At 73.1% G+C, this 20,451-nt stretch carries 17 protein-coding genes and 1 pseudogene; 6 read left to right on the top strand and 12 right to left on the bottom strand.

The window, feature by feature from the left end; all coding sequences use genetic code 11:
* Positions 1-42 precede the first annotated feature (42 nt).
* The 8 genes from BJF80_RS16910 to mraZ form a co-directional block, all read right to left on the bottom strand.
* Entirely contained in the window at positions 43-1,380 is a 1,338-nt protein-coding gene (locus BJF80_RS16910) for a peptidoglycan glycosyltransferase FtsW (protein WP_075815438.1), read from the bottom strand.
* Positions 1,377-2,939 (bottom strand): UDP-N-acetylmuramoyl-L-alanine--D-glutamate ligase, encoded by a 1,563-nt coding sequence (gene murD, locus BJF80_RS16905; RefSeq protein WP_075815436.1) that lies wholly within the window; start codon positions 2,937-2,939, stop codon positions 1,377-1,379. Before murD ends, BJF80_RS16910 begins: the two co-directional genes overlap by 4 nt.
* Positions 2,936-4,051 (bottom strand): phospho-N-acetylmuramoyl-pentapeptide-transferase, encoded by a 1,116-nt coding sequence (gene mraY, locus BJF80_RS16900; RefSeq protein WP_075815434.1) that lies wholly within the window; start codon positions 4,049-4,051, stop codon positions 2,936-2,938. Before mraY ends, murD begins: the two co-directional genes overlap by 4 nt.
* Positions 4,051-5,526 (bottom strand): UDP-N-acetylmuramoyl-tripeptide--D-alanyl-D-alanine ligase, encoded by a 1,476-nt coding sequence (locus BJF80_RS16895; protein WP_075815432.1) that lies wholly within the window; start codon positions 5,524-5,526, stop codon positions 4,051-4,053. The genes mraY and BJF80_RS16895 overlap by 1 nt, the downstream gene beginning before the upstream one ends.
* Positions 5,523-7,427 (bottom strand): peptidoglycan D,D-transpeptidase FtsI family protein, encoded by a 1,905-nt coding sequence (locus BJF80_RS16890; protein WP_075815430.1) that lies wholly within the window; start codon positions 7,425-7,427, stop codon positions 5,523-5,525. Before BJF80_RS16890 ends, BJF80_RS16895 begins: the two co-directional genes overlap by 4 nt.
* 15 nt (positions 7,428-7,442) lie before the next feature.
* On the bottom strand, positions 7,443-7,889 hold the full coding sequence (ftsL, locus tag BJF80_RS16885; RefSeq protein ID WP_075815428.1) for a cell division protein FtsL: 447 nt from the start codon (positions 7,887-7,889) through the stop codon (positions 7,443-7,445).
* On the bottom strand, positions 7,886-8,896 hold the full coding sequence (gene rsmH, locus BJF80_RS16880) for a 16S rRNA (cytosine(1402)-N(4))-methyltransferase RsmH (RefSeq protein ID WP_075815426.1): 1,011 nt from the start codon (positions 8,894-8,896) through the stop codon (positions 7,886-7,888). The genes ftsL and rsmH overlap by 4 nt, the downstream gene beginning before the upstream one ends.
* A gap of 180 nt (positions 8,897-9,076) precedes the next feature.
* Positions 9,077-9,508, bottom strand: a complete 432-nt coding sequence (gene mraZ, locus BJF80_RS16875; RefSeq protein ID WP_028130992.1) for a division/cell wall cluster transcriptional repressor MraZ — start codon at positions 9,506-9,508, stop codon at positions 9,077-9,079.
* A 370-nt stretch (positions 9,509-9,878) separates the two neighbouring features.
* Here mraZ and BJF80_RS16870 point away from each other — a divergent pair, with 370 nt between their 5' ends.
* The 6 genes and pseudogenes from BJF80_RS16870 (at position 9,879) to BJF80_RS20930 (ending at position 15,951) form a co-directional block, all read left to right on the top strand.
* Positions 9,879-10,856, top strand: coding sequence for an AAA family ATPase (locus tag BJF80_RS16870; RefSeq protein WP_075815424.1), 978 nt, complete (start codon positions 9,879-9,881; stop codon positions 10,854-10,856).
* Between the two features lie 18 nt (positions 10,857-10,874).
* Positions 10,875-12,131: a DUF58 domain-containing protein gene (locus BJF80_RS16865; protein ID WP_075815422.1), complete on the top strand. Its 1,257-nt coding sequence runs from the start codon at positions 10,875-10,877 to the stop codon at positions 12,129-12,131.
* Positions 12,128-14,452, top strand: a complete 2,325-nt coding sequence (locus tag BJF80_RS16860) for a transglutaminase TgpA family protein (RefSeq protein WP_075815420.1) — start codon at positions 12,128-12,130, stop codon at positions 14,450-14,452. Before BJF80_RS16865 ends, BJF80_RS16860 begins: the two co-directional genes overlap by 4 nt.
* A gap of 64 nt (positions 14,453-14,516) precedes the next feature.
* Positions 14,517-14,582: pseudogene (locus BJF80_RS20940) on the top strand (hypothetical protein); the annotation flags it as partial.
* A 71-nt stretch (positions 14,583-14,653) separates the two neighbouring features.
* A complete protein-coding gene (locus tag BJF80_RS20935) occupies positions 14,654-15,583 on the top strand; it encodes a glucose-6-phosphate dehydrogenase (protein ID WP_269087420.1) in 930 nt (309 codons plus the stop codon).
* On the top strand, positions 15,556-15,951 hold the full coding sequence (locus BJF80_RS20930; protein WP_269087419.1) for a glucose-6-phosphate dehydrogenase: 396 nt from the start codon (positions 15,556-15,558) through the stop codon (positions 15,949-15,951). The genes BJF80_RS20935 and BJF80_RS20930 overlap by 28 nt, the downstream gene beginning before the upstream one ends.
* 50 nt (positions 15,952-16,001) lie before the next feature.
* On the opposite strand, the gene BJF80_RS16850 is transcribed toward BJF80_RS20930, so the two are convergent.
* The 4 genes from BJF80_RS16850 to BJF80_RS16835 all read right to left on the bottom strand — a co-directional run bounded on the left by BJF80_RS16850 (position 16,002) and on the right by BJF80_RS16835 (position 20,414).
* Entirely contained in the window at positions 16,002-17,690 is a 1,689-nt protein-coding gene (locus BJF80_RS16850) for an RNA polymerase sigma factor (RefSeq protein WP_075815418.1), read from the bottom strand.
* Between the two features lie 210 nt (positions 17,691-17,900).
* Entirely contained in the window at positions 17,901-18,308 is a 408-nt protein-coding gene (locus BJF80_RS16845) for a universal stress protein (protein WP_075815416.1), read from the bottom strand.
* Positions 18,309-18,356: 48 nt separating this feature from the next.
* On the bottom strand, positions 18,357-19,634 hold the full coding sequence (locus BJF80_RS16840) for a DUF4192 domain-containing protein (protein WP_075815414.1): 1,278 nt from the start codon (positions 19,632-19,634) through the stop codon (positions 18,357-18,359).
* 60 nt (positions 19,635-19,694) lie between these two features.
* Entirely contained in the window at positions 19,695-20,414 is a 720-nt protein-coding gene (locus BJF80_RS16835; protein WP_083673780.1) for an EcsC family protein, read from the bottom strand.
* Positions 20,415-20,451: the final 37 nt, after the last annotated feature.

Genomic DNA, 20,451 nt, shown 5'->3' with positions numbered 1-20,451 from the left:
GGCTTCTTCCGGGCCCAGGTGCGGCGCCCTCCGGTCGGCCGGTCACCGCCGTCCGCCCGGTGACCGGCGGCCCCGGGTCGGCCCCGACGTCCGCCGCCGGCCGCCGGCGCCTGGCGCCGCCCGGCCCGGGACGGCGGCCAGGGTGCGCCGCAGCGTCCCCGTGCGCCCGCGCAGCGCCGCGTCGCCGCCCGGCAGCGACCGGGCGAGCGCAAGGAGCAGGCCGACACCGATGAGAGCGGCGATGAGGGACGACCCGCCGCTGGAGACCAGCGGCAGCGGCACGCCGATGATGGGCAGCATCCCGATCACCGACCCGATGTTGAGCACCGCCTGACCCATGAACCACACGAGCAAGCCGCCGGCAGCCAGCCGGGTGAAGCCGTCCTCGGCCTGGGTGACCACCCGGAAGCAGGAGTAGGCCAGCACGGCGAAGAGCCCCAGCACCGCCAGGCTGCCCGGCAGGCCGAGCTCCTCGCCGATGATCGCCAGGATGAAGTCGTTGTGCGGCTCGGGCAGCAGCCCCCACTTCTCCCGGGACTCCCCCAGCCCGAGCCCCCACCAACCACCGTCGGCGAGCGCATACTCTGCGTGGACCTTCTGGAAACACCCCTCGACCTGCGGGTTGTCGCAGATGCCGCCGATCCACGCCTCGATGCGCTGCATCCGGTTGGCGCTGCCGGCGGCGAGGACGGCCACGCCGATCCCGCCGACGGTGCCCAGCCCGACGAACCAGCGGGCGGGCAGCCCCGCCGCCCACAGCAGCCCGGCCATGATCGCCAGCAGGATGAGCCCGGTGCCGAGGTCGCGACCCTGCAGGACCAGGCCCAGCAGGAGCAGGCCGAAGGGGAAGATGAGCGGCACGGCCGCGTGGACCGGTTTGTGGATGACCCGACGCTTGGCCGCCAGCACCACCGCCCCGAAGACGATGAGCGCGACCTTGCCGAACTCCGCGGGCTGCAGCGAGAAGCCGGCGACCGACAGTGAGTTGCGGTTGCCCTGGAACTCGATGCCGAGGGGGGTGAAGACGGCCACCTGCAGGGCCAGCGCCAGGAAGATCCCAGGCCACGCCAGCCGCTTCCAGAGCGAGACCGGCAGCCGCGAGCCGACCACCGCGAGGGCGATGCCCACGGCACCGAAGAGGAGCTGGTCGAGGAAGACGGTGTAGGAGCTGCCGTTGTCGCGGTAGGACCCGACGCTCGAGGCGGACAGCACCATGACCAGCCCGAGCCCGGTGAGCACCGAGGCCGAGACCAGCGCGAGGTAGTAGGGGGCCACCGGGGAGCGCAACCACTCCCCGACCGACTGCACGCTCCAGCCGGTCGTGCTCCCCGCGGTGCCGGTCGACCGGGCCGGCGCTCGCCGGTCCAGGATCGTGGTCACGGGGCGGCCTCCCCGAGCGCGCGGTGCACGGCGGCGGCGAAGACGTCGCCGCGGCTGCCGTAGCTGGGGAACATGTCCAGCGAGGCGGCGGCGGGCGAGAGCAGGACCACGTCGCCCGGGCGGGCGAGCGCGGCGCAACGCGCCACGACATCGTCCATGAACCGGTCCAGCGCAGCCATGTCCCCATGGTCGGTGACGCCCGCGTCGTGGACCGGGACATCCGGTGCGTGTCGTCGCAGGGCCTGCGCGATCTGCTCGCGGTCGGCGCCGAGCAGGACCACGCCCCGGAGCCGCGGCGCGACCTCCTGGACCAGCTCGTCGACCTCGGCGCCCTTGAGCTGGCCGCCGGCCACCCAGACGAGGTGCGGGTAGGCCAGCAGCGCCGCGTGCGCGGCGTGCGGGTTGGTGGCCTTGGAGTCGTCCACCCACGTCAGCCCGTCCCGCTCGGCGACGATGGTGGTGCGGTGCGCCTCCGATCGGAACCGTCGCATGCCCTCGCGCACCGCGGCGGGCGTGATGCCCGCGGCGCGGGCCAGGGCCGCCGCCGCCAGGGCGTTGGCCACCAGGTGCGGAGGGGGTGCGGCGCTGCCGTCGCCACCGGAGGCCCGGGACAGGTCGGCCAGCGTGCCCAGCTCGGCGGCCGAGGTCGCCCGCTCCTCGACGAAGGCCCGGTCGGCGAGGACGTCCTCGACCAGACCGAGCATCGACAGCCCCGGCGTGCCGAGGGTGAAGCCGATGGCCCGGCAGCCCTCGATCACCTCGGCCTCCTCGACCATCGCCTCGGTGCGTGGGTCCTGGACGTTGTAGACGCAGGCGACCTGGGTGCGCTCGTAGATGCGGGCCTTGGCCGCGGCATACGCCTCCATCGACCCGTGCCAGTCGACGTGGTCCGGCGCGAGGTTGAGCACGCAGGAGGCCAGCGGGCTCATGCTGTGGGTGAAGTGCAGCTGGAAGCTGGACAGCTCCACGGCCACGACGTCGTAGGGGTCCGGGTGCTGCACCGCGTCCAGCACCGGGGTGCCGACGTTGCCCGTGGCGATGGCCCGCAGCCCGGCCGCCTGCAGCATCTCGGTGAGCAGCCGCACCGTCGAGGTCTTGCCGTTGGTGCCGGTGACGACGAGCCAGGGGGCGGCGCCGACCCGCGGGCGCAGCCGCCAGGCGAGCTCGATCTCGCTCCAGACCGGTATGCCGCGGGTCGCGGCCGCGGCGAGCACCGGGTGATCCGGACGCCAGCCGGGTGAGGTCACGACGACGTCGACGTCCAGCGGCTCGCTGCCCGGACCTCCCTCGCCCGTGTCACCCCCCTCCCCCGGGGCGGACGGCCACGCGACAGTGTGCTCCGGCCCGCGCCGCACGTCGGCGCCGAGGATCCCGAGGATCCCGGCCTGGGTCTCCTGCTGCTCGTTGCTGCTGCCGGCGTCGACGACGGTGACGGTCGCCCCGTGCTGGAGCAGCGCGTCGGCGGCCGCGAAGCCGGTGACTCCGAGCCCGGTCACGAGGACCCGCAGCCCGGCCCAGTCGGCGTCCCGGTGGGTGAGGTCGTCGAGGGAGGCGCTCACAGGTTGGCCACCCACTCGCCGTAGAACAGCCCGAGCCCGACGGCGACGCAGATCCCGGCGATGAGCCAGAACCGGATGACGATCGTCACCTCGGCCCAGCCCAGCAGCTCGAAGTGGTGCTGCAGCGGCGCCATCCGGAAGACCCGTTTGCGGGTCAGCTTGAAGCTCGCGACCTGGATGATGACCGAGAGGGTGATCATGACGAAGAGCCCGCCGAGCACGGCGAGCAGCAGCTCGGTGCGGGTGGTGATCGCCAGCCCGGCCAGGCCGCCGCCGAGGGCCAGCGAGCCGGTGTCACCCATGAAGATCTTGGCCGGTGAGGCGTTCCACCACAGGAAGCCGAAGCAGGCGCCCGCCACCGAGCAGGCCACGACCGCGAGGTCGAGCGCATCGCGGACGTCGTAGCAGTTGGGCCCGGGCGCGAGCTGGCAGTTCTGGTTGTACTGCCAGATGCCGATGACGGAGTAGGCGGCGAAGACCATGATCGAGGCCCCGGTGGCCAGCCCGTCGAGCCCGTCGGTGAGGTTGACGCCGTTGGATGCCCCCGCGATGAGCACGTTGGCCCAGGCGATGAAGAGGATGACCCCGAGCACCGGGCCGGCGAAGGCGAGGTCGAAGGAGGTGTCGCGGACGAAGGAGATCGCGGTCGAGGCCGGGGAGCGGGTGCTGTCACCCCGCAGCAGCAGCGCGGCCAGCGCGAAGACGATCGCGACGACCGTCTGCCCGGTGAGCTTCTCGACCGAGGTGAGGCCGAGGCTGCGCTGCTTGGAGATCTTGGTGTAGTCGTCGAGGAAGCCGATGAACCCCAGGCCGGTGATGAGGAAGAGCACGAGGATCGCGCTGAGGCTGAAGCGGGAGTGCGTGACCTCGAGGATCCCGGTGACGTCGAGCAGGATGAGCAGCAGGTGCGAGAGCAGGTAGCCGACGACCGTGGCCACGATGATGACCGCGCCGCCCATCGTGGGCGTGCCCCGCTTGGTGTGGTGCGAGGTCGGGCCGTCGTCGCGGATGAACTGGCCGTAGCCCCGGCGCACGAGGAAGCGGATGAACAGCGGGGTGCCGAAGAGCGCGCAGATCATCGCCACGGCACCCGCGAGCAGGACGTTGACCATCAGTCGGTCACGCCCGCCAGCTCGTCCCCCAGCACCCGCAGCCCGGAGTCCCGGCTGCTCTTGAGCAGCACGACGTCTCCGGCCCGCAGCTCCTCCTCCAGCAGGGCGCGCGCCTCGTGACGGTCGGCGACCGAGCTCGCCCGGGCACCACCACCCTGCTGGTATGCCGTGGCGGCCGGCAGCGCCACCTCACCCACCGTCAGGAGGTGGTCGACGCCCAGCCGGGCGGCGAGGGCGCCGACACCGGCGTGCTCGGCGTCGCTGTCGGCGCCCAGCTCGAGCATCCCCCCGACCACGGCCAGCGTCCGGCCCTCCGCCCGGCGCATCGCGGCCAGGCTCTGCAGCGCCGCACGCATGGACTCGGGGTTGGCGTTGTAGGCGTCGTTGACGACGGTCACGCCGTCCTCGCGCTCGGTGACCTCCATCCGCCAGCGCGACCGGGGCGTCGCGGCCGCCAGCGAGGCGGCGATCTGCTCCCACGGCATACCCCACTCGTGGGCGACCGCGGCGACGGCGAGCGCGTTGCCGACGTGGTGGACCCCCACGAGCTGCAGCGCCACGCGGAGCCCCGGCTCGGGGGCACCGAGCCCCGGGGCGGTGAGCGTGAAGGTGGCCCGGCCCCGCTCGTCGGTGACGACCTCGGTCGCGCGCAGGTCGGCCCGCTCCCCGAGCCCGACGAGCACGACCCGGGCACCGACGTCGCGGGCCCGACCCCCCATCGTCTCGACCATCGCCTCGTCGTCGCCGTTGAGGACCGCGAGCCCGTCCGGCACCAGCCCCTGCACCAGCTCGGACTTGGCCTCCATGATGGCCGCCCGGGAGCCGAACTCCCCGAGGTGGGCGGACCCCACGTTGAGCACGACGGCGACCTGCGGGGGCGCGATCGCGGTGAGGTGGGCGATGTGACCGGCGCCGGAGGCGCCCATCTCGGCGACGAGGTAGGCCGTGTCCTCGGTGAGCCGGCAGACCGTCAGCGGCACACCGACCTCGGAGTTGTAGGACGCCTCGGGGGCCAGCGTGGGGCCCAGCGCCGGCAGCACCTGCGCCAGGAGGTCCTTGGTCGAGGTCTTGCCCGAGGAGCCGGTGATGCCGACGACCCGCAGCCCGCCCGCGGCGGCGCACCGGTCGACCACCTCGCGTCCCAGCGCCGCGAAGGCGCGGGTGACGGCGTCGTAGGGCGGCCGGTCCGGGCGGGCGGAGAGCCGGTCGGGATCCTCCGGCACCACCACGCAGGGGAGGCCCTCGACGACGCGGTTGGTGAGGGCGGCGAGCGCGCCCCGCCGGGCGGCGGCGTCGACGAAGTCGTGCCCGTCCGCGACCTCGCCGCGGCGCGCGACGTAGAGGGCTCCGGGGCCAGCCTCGCGGGAGTCGGTGACGACCGGTCCGGTGACGCGCAGGTCCTCGGTCCCGGGAGAGCCCGGGTGGACCTGACCACCGGTCACGCGGGCGACCTCACCGAGGGTCAGGGGGATCACCCATCGGTCCTTTCGTCCTTGATGGCGATGTCCCCCAGTGTGTCACCCGAGCCGTCCCCCACCTTCTCGTCGGGGTCGAACTTGATGTCGATCTGCGTCGGCGGTGTGGTGGCGGGCGCGATGCCCTCCTGCTGCAGCGTGTAGCGCATGAGGTCGGCGAAGACCGGCCCGGCGATGACGCCGCCGAACTCGCTGATCCGGGTGGGGCCCTGGATGACCACGGCGACGGCGTACTTCGGGTCGTCGGCGGGGGCGAAGCCCATGAAGGAGGAGGTCACCCCGCCGGAGTAGCGCCCGGTCTCCGGGTCCACCCGGCTCGCCGTGCTGGTCTTGCCCGCGACGTGGTAGCCGGGGACCGCGGCGAGCGGTGCGGTGCCCTCGGTGGAGGGCACCGACTGCATGATGTCGGTGAGGGTCTGGGCGGTCTCCGCGGAGACGACGCGGCGGCCCTCCTGCTGCTCGCCCTCGGTGTAGCGCCCCTCCTCGTCCACCGTGCCGGCCACGATGCTCGGGGGCACCATGACCCCGTCGTTGGCGACCGCCTGGAAGACGCCGAGCTGCTGCAGCATGGTGCCGGACAGGCCCTGGCCGAACATGAAGGTGTAGCGGGTCGTCGCGCTCCAGGTCGAGGGCTCGGGGACGATCCCTGGCGACTCCCCGGGCAGGCCCAGGCCGCTGGGGTCGCCGATGCCGAAGCGGCGCATCCAGTCGTAGAGCTGCTGGTCGGAGAGCTTCTCGCCGTAGAGGATCGTGCCCATGTTGGAGGACTTGGCCAACACGCCGCCGAAGGTGAGGTACTCCACGGGGTGCGGCTCCGCGTCCTTGAAGCGGGTCCCGGCCCGGCTCATCGTGACCGGGACCTCGATCGGGGTCTCCACGTCGACGATGCCCTCCTCCAGGGCCGCCGCGGCGGTGATGAGCTTGGACGTGGACCCCGGCTCGTAGACGTCCTCGATCGCCGCGTTGCGCATCTCGTCGGCGTCCTGCGTGCTGTCCGAGGGGTCGAAGCTGGGATAGCTGGTGAGCGCGCGCAGCTCGCCGGTCTCGATGTCCATCACCGCGGCGTAGCCCGAGATCGCCCCGGCCTCCTTCACCCGGGTGCGTACCGCGTCGTAGGCGCGCCACTGCAGGTCGCCGTCGAGGGTGAGCCGCAGGTCCTGGCCGGGCTCGGCCGGGTCCTCCTCGTAGACGCCGGTGCTGATCATCTCGCCGTCCCGGCCGACCTCGTAGAGGGCCTCGCCGGGCTCACCCGTCAGCGCCTCGTCGTTGACCAGCTCCAGGCCACCGGCGGGCATGTCGCCGGACCCGACCCAGCCGAGCAGCGGCGCGGTGGACTCCCCCAAGGGGTACTCCCGGCGCATGAACTCCTCGGAGGAGACCCCGCGGATCCCCGCGGCCTTGATCTCCTGCCACTGCTGGGGCGAGGCGTCCGGGACGAGGATGGCGTACTGCTCCCCCAGCGGCTCGGTCAGCCGGCGCAGCACGTCGGCCTCGTCGACCCCGGTGATGTCGGCGACCACCTCGGCGGCCGCGGCATACCCCTCGCCGACCACCTCGGTGCTGCCGTCCGGGCCCTTCTCGGTGCGTTCGTAGTCCTCCACCAGGGTGGGGTCGGCGACGATGCGCCGCCGCTCCACGCTGACCGCGAGATCCTCGCCGTCCACGTCGGTGATGCTGCCGCGCGCCGCCGGGATGGCCCGGCTCTGCAGCCGCTCCCCCAGGGCCGCCGCGGAGACGCTCGCGGCGTCGAGACCTTGCAGCCGCACCAGCTGGGCGGCGAAGAGGCTGAGGACGATGAGCACGCCCAGCATGAGCGCGCGGGCGCGCCGGGCCGGGTGGGCGACGCCGGCCGCGACCGCGCGGGGAGTCGTCCGTCGACGACCGTTGCGTGGTGCTGCCACGGTGCCTACCCCTTGTCAGTCGTCCTTCGCCGGTGCCGTGCCCGTCGAGGGCAGATCAACGGTAAGCGTGCGCGAGCCGTCCACCTTGGACGCCACGCCGGTGAGGGAACCGTCGGACAGCCGCAGCGTCGCCGTGGACGTGGACGGCACCATCTTGAGCTTGGTGGCGGCCCGGGCGAGGTGCTCCGAGGACTCCTTGCCGGCGAGCTCGTCGGCGAGCGTGACCTTCTCGTCGTGCAGGGCGGTGGCCTCCACCTCGAGGGTGCTCAGGACGTAGGACCCCTCGGCCCGGACCGTGTTGAGCAGCAGCACCGCGGTGAAGGTGAGCGCCACGAGCAGGGCGCACAGCAGCCGGAAGCCGTGGTTGGCCGAGGTCGGGGCGGCGTCGACGGCGCGGGCACGGCCCCGCGCCCCCAGGGCGGCGGTGCGGCCGAGCCGGGCGGAGATGGTCATCTGGCTCATCGGTGCTCCTCACGGGTGGGCAGGTGCGGTTGGTCGGGGGTGGTCCGGGTGCGCTCGGCGGCCCGGAGCCGGACCGAGGCGGAGCGCGGGTTGGTCTCGCGCTCGGCAGGACCGGCCTGCTCGGCACCTCGCGTGAGCAGGCGCAGCCAGGGCCGGTGCTCGGGCAGCTCGACCGGCAGCTCCGGCGGGGCCGAGCTGCTCGCGCCGTCGGCCAGCCCACGCTTGGTGATGCGGTCCTCCAGCGAGTGGTAGGACAGGACGGCGATGCGGCCACCCACCCGCAGCGCGCGCAGGGCGGCGGCCAGGCCGTCCCGCCACGTGGACAGCTCGGCGTTGACCTCGATCCGCAGCGCCTGGAAGGTGCGTTTGGCGGGATGCCCGCCGCTGCGCTGCGAGGCCGCCGGGACGACGTCGTGCAGCAGCTCGACCAGCGGTGCCGAGGTCGTGAACGGCTGGCTCTCCCGGCGGCGCACGATGGCGCGGGCGATCGGGCGGGCGAAGCGCTCCTCGCCGTAGTCGCGCAGGATGCGCTCCAGCTCGCGCACCTCCGTGTCGTTGAGCACGTCGGCGGCAGTGCGTCCGGTGCTCTGGTCCATCCGCATGTCGAGCGGGCTGTCCGCGCGGTAGGCGAAGCCCCGGTCCAGCTCGTCCAGCTGCAGCGAGGAGACCCCGAGGTCGAAGAGGACCGCGTCGGCGCCCACCAGGTCGAGCTCGGCGAGCACCTGCGGGAGGTCGTCGCTCACCGCGTGCACCGGGCGGAAGCGCTCACCGAAGGGGGCGAGGCGCTCGGTCGCCAGGGCCAGGGCCTGCGGGTCGCGGTCGATGCCCACGGCGCTCGCGTCCGGGCACGCGCGCAGGACGGCCTCCGTGTGGCCACCCATCCCCAGCGTCCCGTCCACGTAGACCGAGCCCGGGCGCTGCAGCGCGGGGGCCAGCAGCTCGACGCACCGGTCCAGCATCACCGGGGTGTGCCGGTCCTGGGTGGGGCGCTGCGCGGCGGCGGCCATGTCTCGTGGTCCCTGGTCGGCGGGCGCCCGCCACCCGGATCCTGGTCCCCCACCGTCCACCGGCGTCCGGCCCGGGGGAAGTCGGGTCGGCTGCCGAGGTGCGTCCCGGCTCCGGGGAAGAGGAGTCGGGGGCACGGCGTGTGCGGACGGGGGGAGGCCGGGGCCCGGGTGGGCCGGCGCTCACATGAGCCCAGGGACCACCTCCTCGGAGAGGTCGGCGAAGGACTGCTCGTGCGCGTCGGTGTAGGACTCCCACGCCTGGGTGTCCCAGATCTCCAGCCGGTTGCCGGCGCCGATCACCGTGCAGTCGCCGGTGATGCCGGCATACGTGCGCAGCAGTGCGGGCACGGTGACCCGGCCCTGCTTGTCCGGGATCTCGTCCGAGGCGCCGGAGAGGAAGAAGCGCTGGTAGTCCCGGACCGTTTTCGAGGAGGTCGGGCTGCTCTGCCACTGCTCGACGAGGCCGTCGAAGTCGGCCTGGGTGAAGACGTAGAGGCAGCGCTCCTGGCCACGGGTGATGACGACCCCGCCGGCCAGCCGCTCGCGGAACTTGGCGGGGAGGATCATCCGGCCCTTGTCGTCGAGGCGGGGCGTGTAGGTGCCGAGGAACAGCACGTGCACCACCCCTTTCACGCGATCCGGTGCGGACGACTCCCAGTGCGCGCCACTCTACTCCACTTTCCCCCACTCTGGCGAGCGTTCGGGCGTGAGTATGCCAGGTCCCGAGCCATCGACACAGGTCAGAGGGGGTGGTGCGAGGTGGAGGGAGATCTCGCTCCGAGGCGGCGCGGCGCCACCGCGATCGCAGGTCCTGACGGCCACCGTCCGCATCGCCGCAGGTCACAAGCTGGCGACGCGTCCTGCGGGCCGCAGCAGGCGGCTCTCCCGGCCCGGGGTGGGGCGATGTGGAGGACCAGGGTCCGCGGGCGGCCCGGAGGCCTGCCGTGCGGCCTGCGCGGCGGGAGTTTGGCAGGATCGGGTCATGTCTGCGATCTCTCCCGCGCCCGACACCGTCGACCTGGACGCCGTGAAGGCCGTCGCCGGCTCCGTGCACCGCGCTGTCGCCACCGTGATCGAGGGCAAGGACGAGGCGGTCTCCACCGCGGTGACCGTGCTGCTGGCCGAGGGGCACCTGCTGGTCGAGGACGTGCCCGGGGTCGGCAAGACGATGCTGGCCAAGGCGCTCGCCCGGGCCATCGACTGCCGGGTGAGCAGGGTGCAGTTCACCCCGGACCTGCTGCCGAGCGACATCACCGGGGTCAGCGTGTTCAACCAGGACACGCGTGCCTTCGAGTTCCGCCGCGGCGCGATCTTCGCCAACGTCGTCGTCGGGGACGAGATCAACCGGGCGTCGCCGAAGACGCAGTCGGCGCTGCTGGAGTCGATGGAGGAGCGGCAGGTCACCGTGGACGGGCAGACCTACGCCCTGCCCCGCCCCTTCCTCGTCATGGCCACGCAGAACCCCATCGAGATGGAAGGCACCTACCCGCTGCCCGAGGCCCAGCGGGACCGCTTCATGGCCCGGATCTCCATGGGCTACCCCGCCGCCGCCTCGGAGATGGCGATGCTCGAGACGCACGGTGCCGTGAGCCCGCTGGAGGGGCTGAGCGCCGTGACGACGGCGGCCGACGTGCAGCAGCAGATCGAGAACATCCGTGGACTGCACATCTCCGCCGCGCTGCGGCAGTACGTCGTCGAGCTCATGGCGGCCTCCCGCGCGCACCGGCTGCTGCGGCTGGGGGCCTCCCCGCGCGCCGGGCTGCAGCTGCTGCGCGCCGCGCGGGCGCACGCCGCCCTCGCCGGGCGCGACCACGTGCTGCCCGAGGACGTCCAGACCGTCGCCGTCCCCGTCCTCGCCCACCGCGTCCTGCCCACGGGCGAGGCGTCGCTGGCCCATCGCGGCACGGAGGACATCGTGCGCGACCTGGTCGAGCGCACGGCCGTGCCGTCCGGACGCTGACCGAGAGGTGCCAGGGGCATGACGACGTCCGGCTCCCCGTGGGGGCTGCTCACCGCGCGCGGCAAGGTCTTCGCCGTGCTCGGGGTGCTCCTCGTCGTGGCCGGGACCTTCCTGGGCTACGAGGACGTCACCCGGGTCGGGCTGGCGCTGCTGCTGCTGCCCGTCCTCGTGCTGCTGCTCATGCCGCGACGTCCCCCGCGGCTCACGGTGTCCCGCGAGGTCACCCCCCAGCGGCTGACGCCCGAGGAGCGCGGCGAGGTCCAGGTCCGGTTCCGCAACGTCGGTGCCCGTTCCGCGGTCTACCTCGCCGAGGAGCACCTCGACTACCAGCTCGGCGACCGGCCGCGCTACATCCTGCCCCGGATGAGCACCGGGGAGGAGCGGCGGCTGCGCTACACCGTCCGGTCCCGGCATCGCGGCGCGTATGCGCTCGGGCCCATCGTGCTGCGGCAGCGCGACCCCTTCGGCCTGACCTTCCGCACCCTGCACCTGTCCTCACGCACCGAGCTGCTGGTGCTCCCCCGCGTGGTGTCCCTCGGTGACGACCGGCTCCGGGGCAGCTCGCGCGGCAGCGAGGGTGAGATGCCGCAGATGATCGCGCTGCACGGGGAGGACGACGTCAGCATCCGCTCCTACCGCGACGGGGACGAGCTGCGCCGGGTGCACTGGCCGGCGACGGCACACCGGGGCGAGCTCATGGTCCGGCAGGAGGACCGTCCCGCCCGACGCCGGGCCGTGCTGCTCCTGGACTCCCGGGCCGACGCGCATCCCGGGACCGGGATGCGCGCCTCCTACGAGTGGGCGGTCAGCGCGATCGCCTCGGTCGCCCGGCACCTGGTCGCCGACGGCTTCGTCGTGCACCTGCTCGCCGACGAGACCCTGCGCGACGGGAGCGCCGAGCACCAGGTCGAGCTCGGCCCGCTCATGGACACCCTCGCCCGGGTGCAGCCCGAGGAGGACGCCCGGCTCGACCGCGTCACGGCCGCCGCCTCCTCCTTCACCTCCGGCGGGGTGCTCCTGATCGCGGCGGTCGTCGCCCACGACGATGCCGCACTCCGCTCGTTGGCCTCCGTCCGGCAGCCGGGCTCACGCGCCCTCGCCTTCGTGCTCGACCCCGCCCGGTTCGGGGCGGATCAGGGCGGCTCGAGCGCCACCGACAGACCGACCGGCGTGCTGGCGGACGCCGGGTGGCGCACCGTGACGGTCGGGCCCCATACCGAGCTCGCGCAGGCGTGGGTCTCGCTGCGCCAGGCTGCCCTGGGCAGGTCGGCATGAGGCTCGACGACCGGGCGTGGTGGGAGCGCGGCCTGTGGGCCGAGGGCTTCGTCGCGGCCCTCGCCTCGCTGGCGGTCGCGTGGCCGCTCACCGCCCTGCTGCGCGAGGAGACGTGGGTGGTGCCCGCGGTCGCGATGGTGGTCCTGGTGGCCCTCACCGGCGCGGTCCTGCGCACCCTCGACGCACCGCCGACCGTGGTGGCCCTGGGGCAGCTCCTGCTCGGGCTGGCCGGCCTGGTGGTGCTGTACCTGCGGGACACGCTGTGGCGCGGGGTCGTCCCGACGGGAGCCACGCTGGACCGGGTCGCCACGTTGCTGCAGCAGGCCGGTGCCGTCCTGCAGACGTATGCCGCGCCCGCGCCGACGACGCAGGGCGTCGCCTTCCTCGTCGTGGCGGTGCTCACCCTGACCGCGGTCTCGGTGGACTCGATGGGGGTGACGGGGCGGGCGCCGGCGAGCGCGGGCATACCGCTGGTGGCGGGTTTCCTGGTGTCGGTCTCCAACACCGGGCAGGCGATGGAGCCGTGGTACTTCGCCGCCGTCCTCGTGATGTGGCTGCTCATGCTCGCCCAGCAGGGGCAGCGCCTCACCCTGGCCTGGCCCACGGCGAACCGCCGGGAGTCACGCGGCGGCGACGACGTCGCCGCCGGTCCCCGCACCTACCGCGGCCTCGCGCAGGTCGTGGGTGCGCTGACCCTGGTGGCTGCGGTGCTCGGCGCCGCCTTCCTGCCGCACCTGCCGCCCACCTTCTTCGGCGACGGGCTGGCCCGCAACCCCGACGCCCGCGACGCCGACGGCGACACCGGTGAGGTGTCCTTCACCGAGACCATGGACCCGGCGCAGGACCTGCGCAACCAGTCCCGCGCCCCGGTCGTGACCTACCGCACCAACGCCGTCTCCGTCCAGCCGCTGCGGGTCACGGCCACCGAGCGATTCGAGGACGGCCGCTGGGTCGCGCCGGAGCGGCTGAGCTCCGGCCTGCTGCCGCAGGGCGCACCACTGCCGGCCCCGCCGGGGCTCGGCGACGGCGTCCCCCTGACCGAGTCCGAGTTCAGCGTGCTCGCCAACGAGCTGGAGCCCCCGCACCTCGCGGCGCCGAGCCCGTTGGCCTCGCTGGAGCTGCGGGGCGGCGCCTACCGCTACGACCCCCAGGACAGCACCGTTGTCGTGCAGGGTCGGGTGGGCCGCTACGACGCGACTTACCTCAGCCTGGAGTCCGGCGGCGAGCTGCCGCAGGGGGTCGGTGAGACCCCCGCGGACCCGGAGCAGTTCGCGGGCGACCTGCTCGACCTGGACGAGGACTCCGCCGAGGCGGTCGGCGCCCTCGCGGACGAGGTCGTGGGCGAGGAGGACAACGCCCTGCGGGCGGGGGTGCTGATCCAGAACCACCTGCGCACCGACGGCGACTACGAGTACTCCCTGGAGCTCGCAGCGGCTGCCGAGGTCGGCGCCGACGACCCCATCGGCGCCTTCCTGGAGACCCGACAGGGCTACTGCGTCCAGTTCGCGAGCGCGATGGTCATGATGGCCCGCTACGAGGGCATCCCGGCCCGGATGGCCGTGGGCTTCCTGCCCGGGACCACGCAGGACGACGGCACCCGGCAGGTCATCGCCTCCGACGCGCACACCTGGCCCGAGCTGTGGATCGAGGGTCTCGGGTGGACCCGGTTCGAGCCCACGCCCGGCATACGAGCGGGCACCCCGCCGGCCTACGCGCGCTCCACCGACGAGCCCGACACGGCACCGAGCACCGCCACCGTGCCGCAGGAGATCACGCCGACCCCCGAGCCGACCGCCGCGCCGGCGCCCACCGACCCGACCGTCCTGGACCGGCTCGGCGACCTGCTGCCCACCGTGCTGCGCGCGGTGGTGGCCCTGGTCGGCCTGGGCCTGCTCCTGCTGGTGCTGCCGCTCGCCGGACGCCGACACCGGGAGGCTGCGCTGCGGGCCGCGAGCACGCCGGCCGAACGGGTCGAGGGGCAGTGGCAGCTGCTGACCCGCTCCCTCACCGACCTGGGGGTGGACCCTCCTCCCGGTCGGAGCCCGCGCGAGCTGCGCCGCCACTACCTGCGGGGCACGGCGATGGAGGAGGACGGCCAGCAGGCGCTCGGCCGCGCCACGGCGACGCTGGAGCGCACCCGGTATGCCGCGCCGGACCTCGTGACCGACGACGAGGCCGAGCGGATGGGCGAGGAGGTCCGGACCGTGGTCGACGGGGTCCGGCACACCTCGGCGTGGAACCAGCGGGCCGGTGCCGCCCTGGTGCCGGGCAGCGGTGTCGAGGGGCTGCGCGAGGGCGTGCGTCGGCTGCTGCGTCGCTGACGGCGGGAGCACCGGACCCTCCCTCGGGTGGCGCTCGTGGGTGCGGGCAGGACAGAGTGGGGCCATGACCGCACCGCTGACCGTGATCCTCTTCGGCGCCACCGGTGACCTGGCGCGCCGCAAGCTCATCCCCGGGCTGCTGCACCTCTTCCTCTCCGGGCTGGTCGACGACCTGCGCGTCTCGGCACCTCGCTGGACGAGATGTCGGTCGACGAGTTCCGCGACGTGGCGACGGGGGCGGTCCGGGAGTTCAGCGTCCGGGACAGCGACGAGGCGGCGCTGCGCGACTTCGCCCAGCGCCTCGACTACGTGCCCGGCTCCGCCGGTCCGCAGGCGCTGCGGGAGGCGGTCGACCGCTCCGAGGAGGAGCTCGGCGGGGACGAGCTGCTGCGCCTTCACTACCTGTCGGTGCCACCCAGGGCGGCCCTGGAGGCGGTGGGCACCATCGGCGAGGCGGGTCTGGTCGAGCGCAGCCGGATCGTCATGGAGAAGCCGTTCGGCACCGACCACGCCTCGGCGGTCGAGCTGAACGGCCGGCTGCACCAGGTCTTCGACGAGGAGCAGATCTTCCGGATCGACCACTTCCTCGGCAAGGAGCCGGCTCAGAACATCCTGGCCTTCCGCTTCGCCAACGGGCTCTTCGAGCCGATCTGGCACCGCAACCACATCGACCACATCCAGATCGACGTGCCCGAGACCCTGGGCCTGTCGCAACGGGGCGACTTCTACGAGCAGACCGGGGCATACCGCGACATGGTGGTGACCCACCTGTTCCAGATCCTCGCCTTCACCGCGATGGAGCCGCCCACGTCGCTGGAGCCGGCCGCCATCAGCCGGGAGAAGAACAAGGTCTTCCGGTCCATGCTGCCGCTGGAGCCCACCGACGTGGTGCGCGGGCAGTACGTCGGCTACCGCGACGAGAAGGGGGTCGCCGAGGACAGCCAGACCGAGACCTTCGTCGCCTTGAAGTGCTTCGTGGACAACTGGCGCTGGGCGGGGGTGCCGTTCTACCTGCGGACCGGCAAGCAGCTGGCCGAGGGCGCCCGCATCATCTCGATCGCCTTCCGGGAGCCGCCGCAGTCGATGTTCCCGCCAGGTCGGGGGTGGGCGACCACGGCCCGGACCACCTGACCTTCGACCTGGCCGACCGCGCCCGGATGTCGCTGAGCTTCTACGGCAAGCGGCCTGGGCCGGGGATGAAGCTGGACAAGCTGTCGATGCAGTTCTCGATGCAGGACACCGACTGGGCCGGATCGGTGCTGGAGGCCTACGAGCGGCTCATCTACGACGCCGCCCGCGGCGACCGCACGCTCTTCGTCACCGCGTCCGGCATCGAGCGCCTCTGGGAGATCTCGCAGCCGCTGCTCGACAACCCGCCGGTGGTGCGGCCCTACCAGCAGGGCTCGTGGGGACCGAACCAGATCCACCAGCTCATCACGCCGTTCACCTGGCGGCTGCCCTTCGAGCGGCAGTGGCGGGAGACGGGCAACAAGGGCTGACCCCGACCGGACCGACCGTCCGTCCGGGACACGCGGTCGGTCCGGTCGGCTCAGTCCAGGTAGTCGCGCAGGACCTGCGAGCGCGAGGGGTGCCGCAGCTTGGACATCGTCTTGGACTCGATCTGCCGGATCCGCTCGCGGGTGACGCCGTAGACCTTGCCGATCTCGTCCAGCGTCTTGGGCTGGCCGTCGGAGAGCCCGAAGCGCATCGAGACCACACCGGCCTCGCGCTCGGACAGGGTGTCGAGCACCGAGTGCAGCTGCTCCTGCAGGAGCGTGAACGACACCGCGTCCGCCGGCACCACGGCCTCGGAGTCCTCGATGAGGTCGCCGAACTCGCTGTCGCCGTCCTCGCCCAGCGGGGTGTGCAGCGAGATGGGCTCGCGGCCGTACTTCTGGACCTCGACGACCTTCTCCGGGGTCATGTCCAGCTCGGCGGCGAGCTCCTCCGGGGTGGGCTCGCGCCCGAGGTCCTGCAGCATCTGCCGCTGCACGCGAGCCAGCTTGTTGATGACCTCGACCATGTGCACCGGGATGCGGATGGTGCGGGCCTGATCGGCCATGGCCCGGGTGATGGCCTGCCGGATCCACCACGTGGCGTAGGTGGAGAACTTGTAGCCCTTGGTGTAGTCGAACTTCTCGACCGCCCGGATGAGGCCGAGGTTGCCCTCCTGGATGAGGTCCAGGAAGAGCATGCCGCGGCCGGTATACCGCTTGGCCAGCGAGACGACCAGCCGCAGGTTGGCCTCGAGCAGGTGGTTCTTGGCGTTCTTGCCGTCGTTGGAGATCCACCACAGCTCACGCTTGAGCTTGGCCTCGACCTTCTCGCCCGAGTTGAGCTTCTCCTCGGCGAACAGGCCGGCCTCGATCCGCTTGGCGAGCTCGACCTCCTGCTCGGCGTTGAGGAGGGCGACCTTGCCGATCTGCTTGAGGTAGTCCTTGACCGGGTCCGCGGTCGCGCCGGCCGTCACGACCTGCTGGGCCGGGGCGTCGTCGTCGTCGGCCGTGGACAGGGTGAAGCTGTCCTCGTCGCCCTTCGTGGCCGGCGTCTTGGTCTTCGCCGCCTCGGGGGTCTCGGTCTCGGCCGCGTCGTCGGCGTCCTCGGCGTCCTCGACCTCGGCCGGGTCGGTGGCGTCGGTCCCGACGATCTCCTCGACGACGTCCTTCTTCTTCCGCCGCCCGGTGCCGCCGGTCTTGGTCGGGGTCGCGGACGCGGAGCCCTCCTGGGTCTTCGACGCAGTCTTGGCCGCGGCCCGGGTGCTGCCCGAGCTCTTCGTCGACGCCGGCGTGCTCTTCTTCGCGGCGCTCGCGCCCGAGGACGCGCTCTTGCTGGTGGTGCTCTTGCTCGTGCTGGACGTCGTCGACGCCGCGGCCTTCTTCGACGGGGTCGCGGCCTTCGTCGAGGTCGAGCCCTGCGCGGCGGCCGACGTCTTCTTCGTCGTCCCGGAGCCGGTGGGCGTCCCCTTGGTGGCAGCCGCCTTCTTCTTCGTCGTGGAGCTGCGCCGCCGCGCCGGGGCCGGCTCTGCCGCGCGCACCTCGATCGCCTGGTCGCTGAAGACGCGCAGCACCTTCTTCTGGGTCGCGGCAGCGGTGACCTCCGCCGCCTCCAGGGCGGTCTTGATCTGGTCGGCCTCGACGTAACCCTGCTCGGTCCCGGAGGCGAGCAGGGCACGCAGGGCCTCGTGCTCGAAGGCGGGCGGGAGCTCGGGGGTGCTGGTGTTAGACGTCCTGGCTGTCACGGGCTGAACCAACTCTTTCTGACGACGCAGGTATGCCGCAGCCGGGGCAGCAGGGTGCCCCGACGCGGATCAGGAAGTGGTGAGCGGTGCCGGGTGCGGCACGCGACTCACACCATTATAAAACCCTGCGGGGCGATGACACATTCCCGCCGCCCCCAGCAGCCCTGCCGACGGGGTGACCGGCGGTGCAGGCCGAGGCGAGGGCGTGCCTCAGTCGCCCTCGCCGGCCTTGACCGCCAGGACCGGGCACTGCGCCTCCAGCAGGATCCGCTGGGCGTTGGAGCCGAGGATGAGTTTGCCGATCGGGGTCCGGCGACGCAGCCCGATGACGATGAGGTCGGCGTCCGACTCCGCGGCCACCTCGATGAGGTCCTCGGCCGGCTCGTTGCCCCGCGCGAGCGCCCGGACCTCGTGCTCGATCCCCGCGCCGTTCAGGTCGCTGGCCACGGACTCCAGCTCCTCCTCGAACCGCCGCGCCTCCCCCGCGTCGAAGTCGCGGCCGCCGCGGTGGGAGTTGACTACGACGAGCTTGACCTTGCGCAGCAGCGCCTCGGTGCGCGCCGCGACCAGGGCCGCGCGGCCCTCGCGCGTGGGGATGTAGCCAACGATGATCGACATGGACGTGGACCTCCTGACGGTGACTGCCTTCGCCGAGAGGCTACAACCTCATGAGGCCGGTCGGCCTCCCGAGCGTCGGTCCGGACGAGCCCCGACACCCGCCCCGCGCGGTGGTCGCAGGCCGGCCTCCAGCATCCGGCGCAGGAGCCGGGCGAGGGTATACCGGGGGTCCCGCTCGAGCGCGGTGTCGACGGCCTCGTTGGCGAGGGTGCCGTCGCCGCGCACCCAGGAGACCATCGCCACCATCGTCAGGACCGCGCTGTCGAAGGGGTGCGGCACCTGCCCCGCCAGGGCCAGCAGCCGCCCGACCGGCTCCCGCCATCCCTCGCCGGGGAAGGCGGCCAGCCCCGCGCACAGGTCTCTCGCGCCGTCCTGCCCGAGGCCGTCGTCCCAGCCGAGCTCGGGCAGCCAGCGGGCCAGGACGGCGTCGCGCACCTCCCGGTCGGCGAGCGTCCAGGCGATGCCGGCGCGCAGGCCCGCCGTCGGCGGGACACCCTCGGTCAGCCAGGCCGTCAGCGCCCGCAGCATCGCGCCGGGGTCGTGCCGGGTCGGGTCGAGGTCGAGGATCCCGAGGGCCAGCGCGGTGGCCCGCGCCGCCGGCTCGTCCCGGCGACGCACCAGCTCGGCGAGGGCCGCCCGGCTGGGCAGGGCGACGCGGCCCTGCAGCACGAGATCGGCGGCGACCGGAACGTCCGCGGTCGGCGGGGTCGGTCTCCAGCCTCGCTCCGGCGGCGGCACGTGCTCGCCGTCGCGCCGGACGGCATAGGTCTCCCGCCCCTCATCACGCACCAGCAGCAGGTCTTGCACGTGAGCACCGGTGGTGTCTGCCAGGCGATCGGCCGCGGCCTCCAGGGCGAGCACGTGCTCCTCGTCGACGTGGCCCGGCTGCCGCTCCGGGAGGTCGTAGCCCACGACGGTGAGCAGGACCGGCCCCGGTGACCCGTCGTCCGCCTGGAGCAGCGCCGTCCGGATGCTGTCGAGGTGGTCGCTCATCGCCTCGAGCGGCGGGAGGTCCAGTCGACCGGTGAAGATCATCTGCCCCACGGACCGGCCGTGCGGTCCGCCGAGACGGACCGCCACCACGACCACGCTGTGGTCGATCTGGTAGCCGATGAGCTGCGGCAGGACGGCGATCAGCTGCTCGGCGCCGCGCAGCCGGGCCGAGGTCGTCGTGGCTCGCGACGGGTGATCGCGCTCGTCGTGGTCGCGGCGGCCGCGCTGGTCAGGGGCGCCGTCGTGGTCCTTGGCGTCGTCGTGGTCGTGGGCGTCGTGGTCAGCGGCAGCGTCGTGCCGACGCGAGCGCCCCCCGGGCTCGTGTGTCGTCATACCCCCAGCGTGCCGCGAGCGGGCCCGCCGTGGCGGGCCCGCTCGCGATCTGTGGATAACTCAGCCCGGCTGCTCGCCCGCCACCTCCGGCCGCGGCGCGAACTCCGCGCGCGCATGGTCGGCGATCCGCTTCATGAGGTAGCCGTCGAGACCGGCGCCGATGACGCCGCCCGCGACCGGGACGAAGCGGATGAGCCGCCCCAGGGCCTTGCCGCCGACAGTGGTGAGCAGCCGGAAGCCGACCGCCTTGTTGACCATCATGGACGCGGACTTGGGCAGCCTCGACATCGCCAGCGTCGCGAGCCGCCCGGACCCGGTGAGGCCGGCGGCGGTCGAGATACCCGCCTTGCGCATGAGGTCGTCCGCGTCCGCGCCGACGAGCGAGAGGAGCACGGCGGCGCGCGCCTCCTTGCTCTTCACGTCGTAGCCGCGGTGCTCGGCGATGGCCGCCACCATCCGGGTCGCGAGGGTGTAGAACTCCAGCACGTTGACCGGGATCGCCACCGGCATCGTGAAGATGCCGCCGACGCCGGTCACGAAACCGCCGACGGCGGCCTTCTTGATGTGGTCGGAGACGATCTCGTCCACGACCTTCTCGTCGTCCTGGCCCTTCTCCCGGCGCGCCTTGACCAGCACCTGGCTGGAGGACTGCAGCGGCCCCACCCCGTCCACCCCGAAGTCGAGCAGCTTGCCGACGAAGGCGTTGGCCAGGTTGTCGAGCGGCCCGTCCTCGGGCGCCTCGGGGTTGTCGGTCGCGACCTCGGACTCACGTCGAGCCACGTCATGTCTCCTCACGTCTGGGGGGCCTGTCTGCGCC

The sequence above is a fragment of the Serinicoccus sp. CUA-874 genome (assembly GCF_001942225.1).
GTDB classification, from domain to species: Bacteria; Actinomycetota; Actinomycetes; order Actinomycetales; family Dermatophilaceae; genus Ornithinicoccus; species Ornithinicoccus marinus.
Note: the sequence above shows the minus strand (reverse complement) of the source record. Positions and strands in the feature narration are given on the sequence as shown.

What these genes read in the sequence shown, in the direction of transcription:
- BJF80_RS16865 (WP_075815422.1), top strand. Translation starts at nt 10,875, where the DNA reads ATGACGACGTCCGGCTCCCCGTGGGGGCTGCTCACCGCGCGCGGCAAG.
- BJF80_RS16870 (WP_075815424.1), top strand. Translation starts at nt 9,879, where the DNA reads ATGTCTGCGATCTCTCCCGCGCCCGACACCGTCGACCTGGACGCCGTG.
- ftsL (WP_075815428.1), bottom strand. Translation starts at nt 7,889, where the DNA reads ATGAGCCAGATGACCATCTCCGCCCGGCTCGGCCGCACCGCCGCCCTG.
- BJF80_RS20935 (WP_269087420.1), top strand. Translation starts at nt 14,654, where the DNA reads ATGTCGGTCGACGAGTTCCGCGACGTGGCGACGGGGGCGGTCCGGGAG.
- BJF80_RS16860 (WP_075815420.1), top strand. Translation starts at nt 12,128, where the DNA reads ATGAGGCTCGACGACCGGGCGTGGTGGGAGCGCGGCCTGTGGGCCGAG.
- BJF80_RS16845 (WP_075815416.1), bottom strand. Translation starts at nt 18,308, where the DNA reads ATGTCGATCATCGTTGGCTACATCCCCACGCGCGAGGGCCGCGCGGCC.
- BJF80_RS16840 (WP_075815414.1), bottom strand. Translation starts at nt 19,634, where the DNA reads ATGACGACACACGAGCCCGGGGGGCGCTCGCGTCGGCACGACGCTGCC.
- mraY (WP_075815434.1), bottom strand. Translation starts at nt 4,051, where the DNA reads ATGGTCAACGTCCTGCTCGCGGGTGCCGTGGCGATGATCTGCGCGCTC.
- rsmH (WP_075815426.1), bottom strand. Translation starts at nt 8,896, where the DNA reads ATGGCCGCCGCCGCGCAGCGCCCCACCCAGGACCGGCACACCCCGGTG.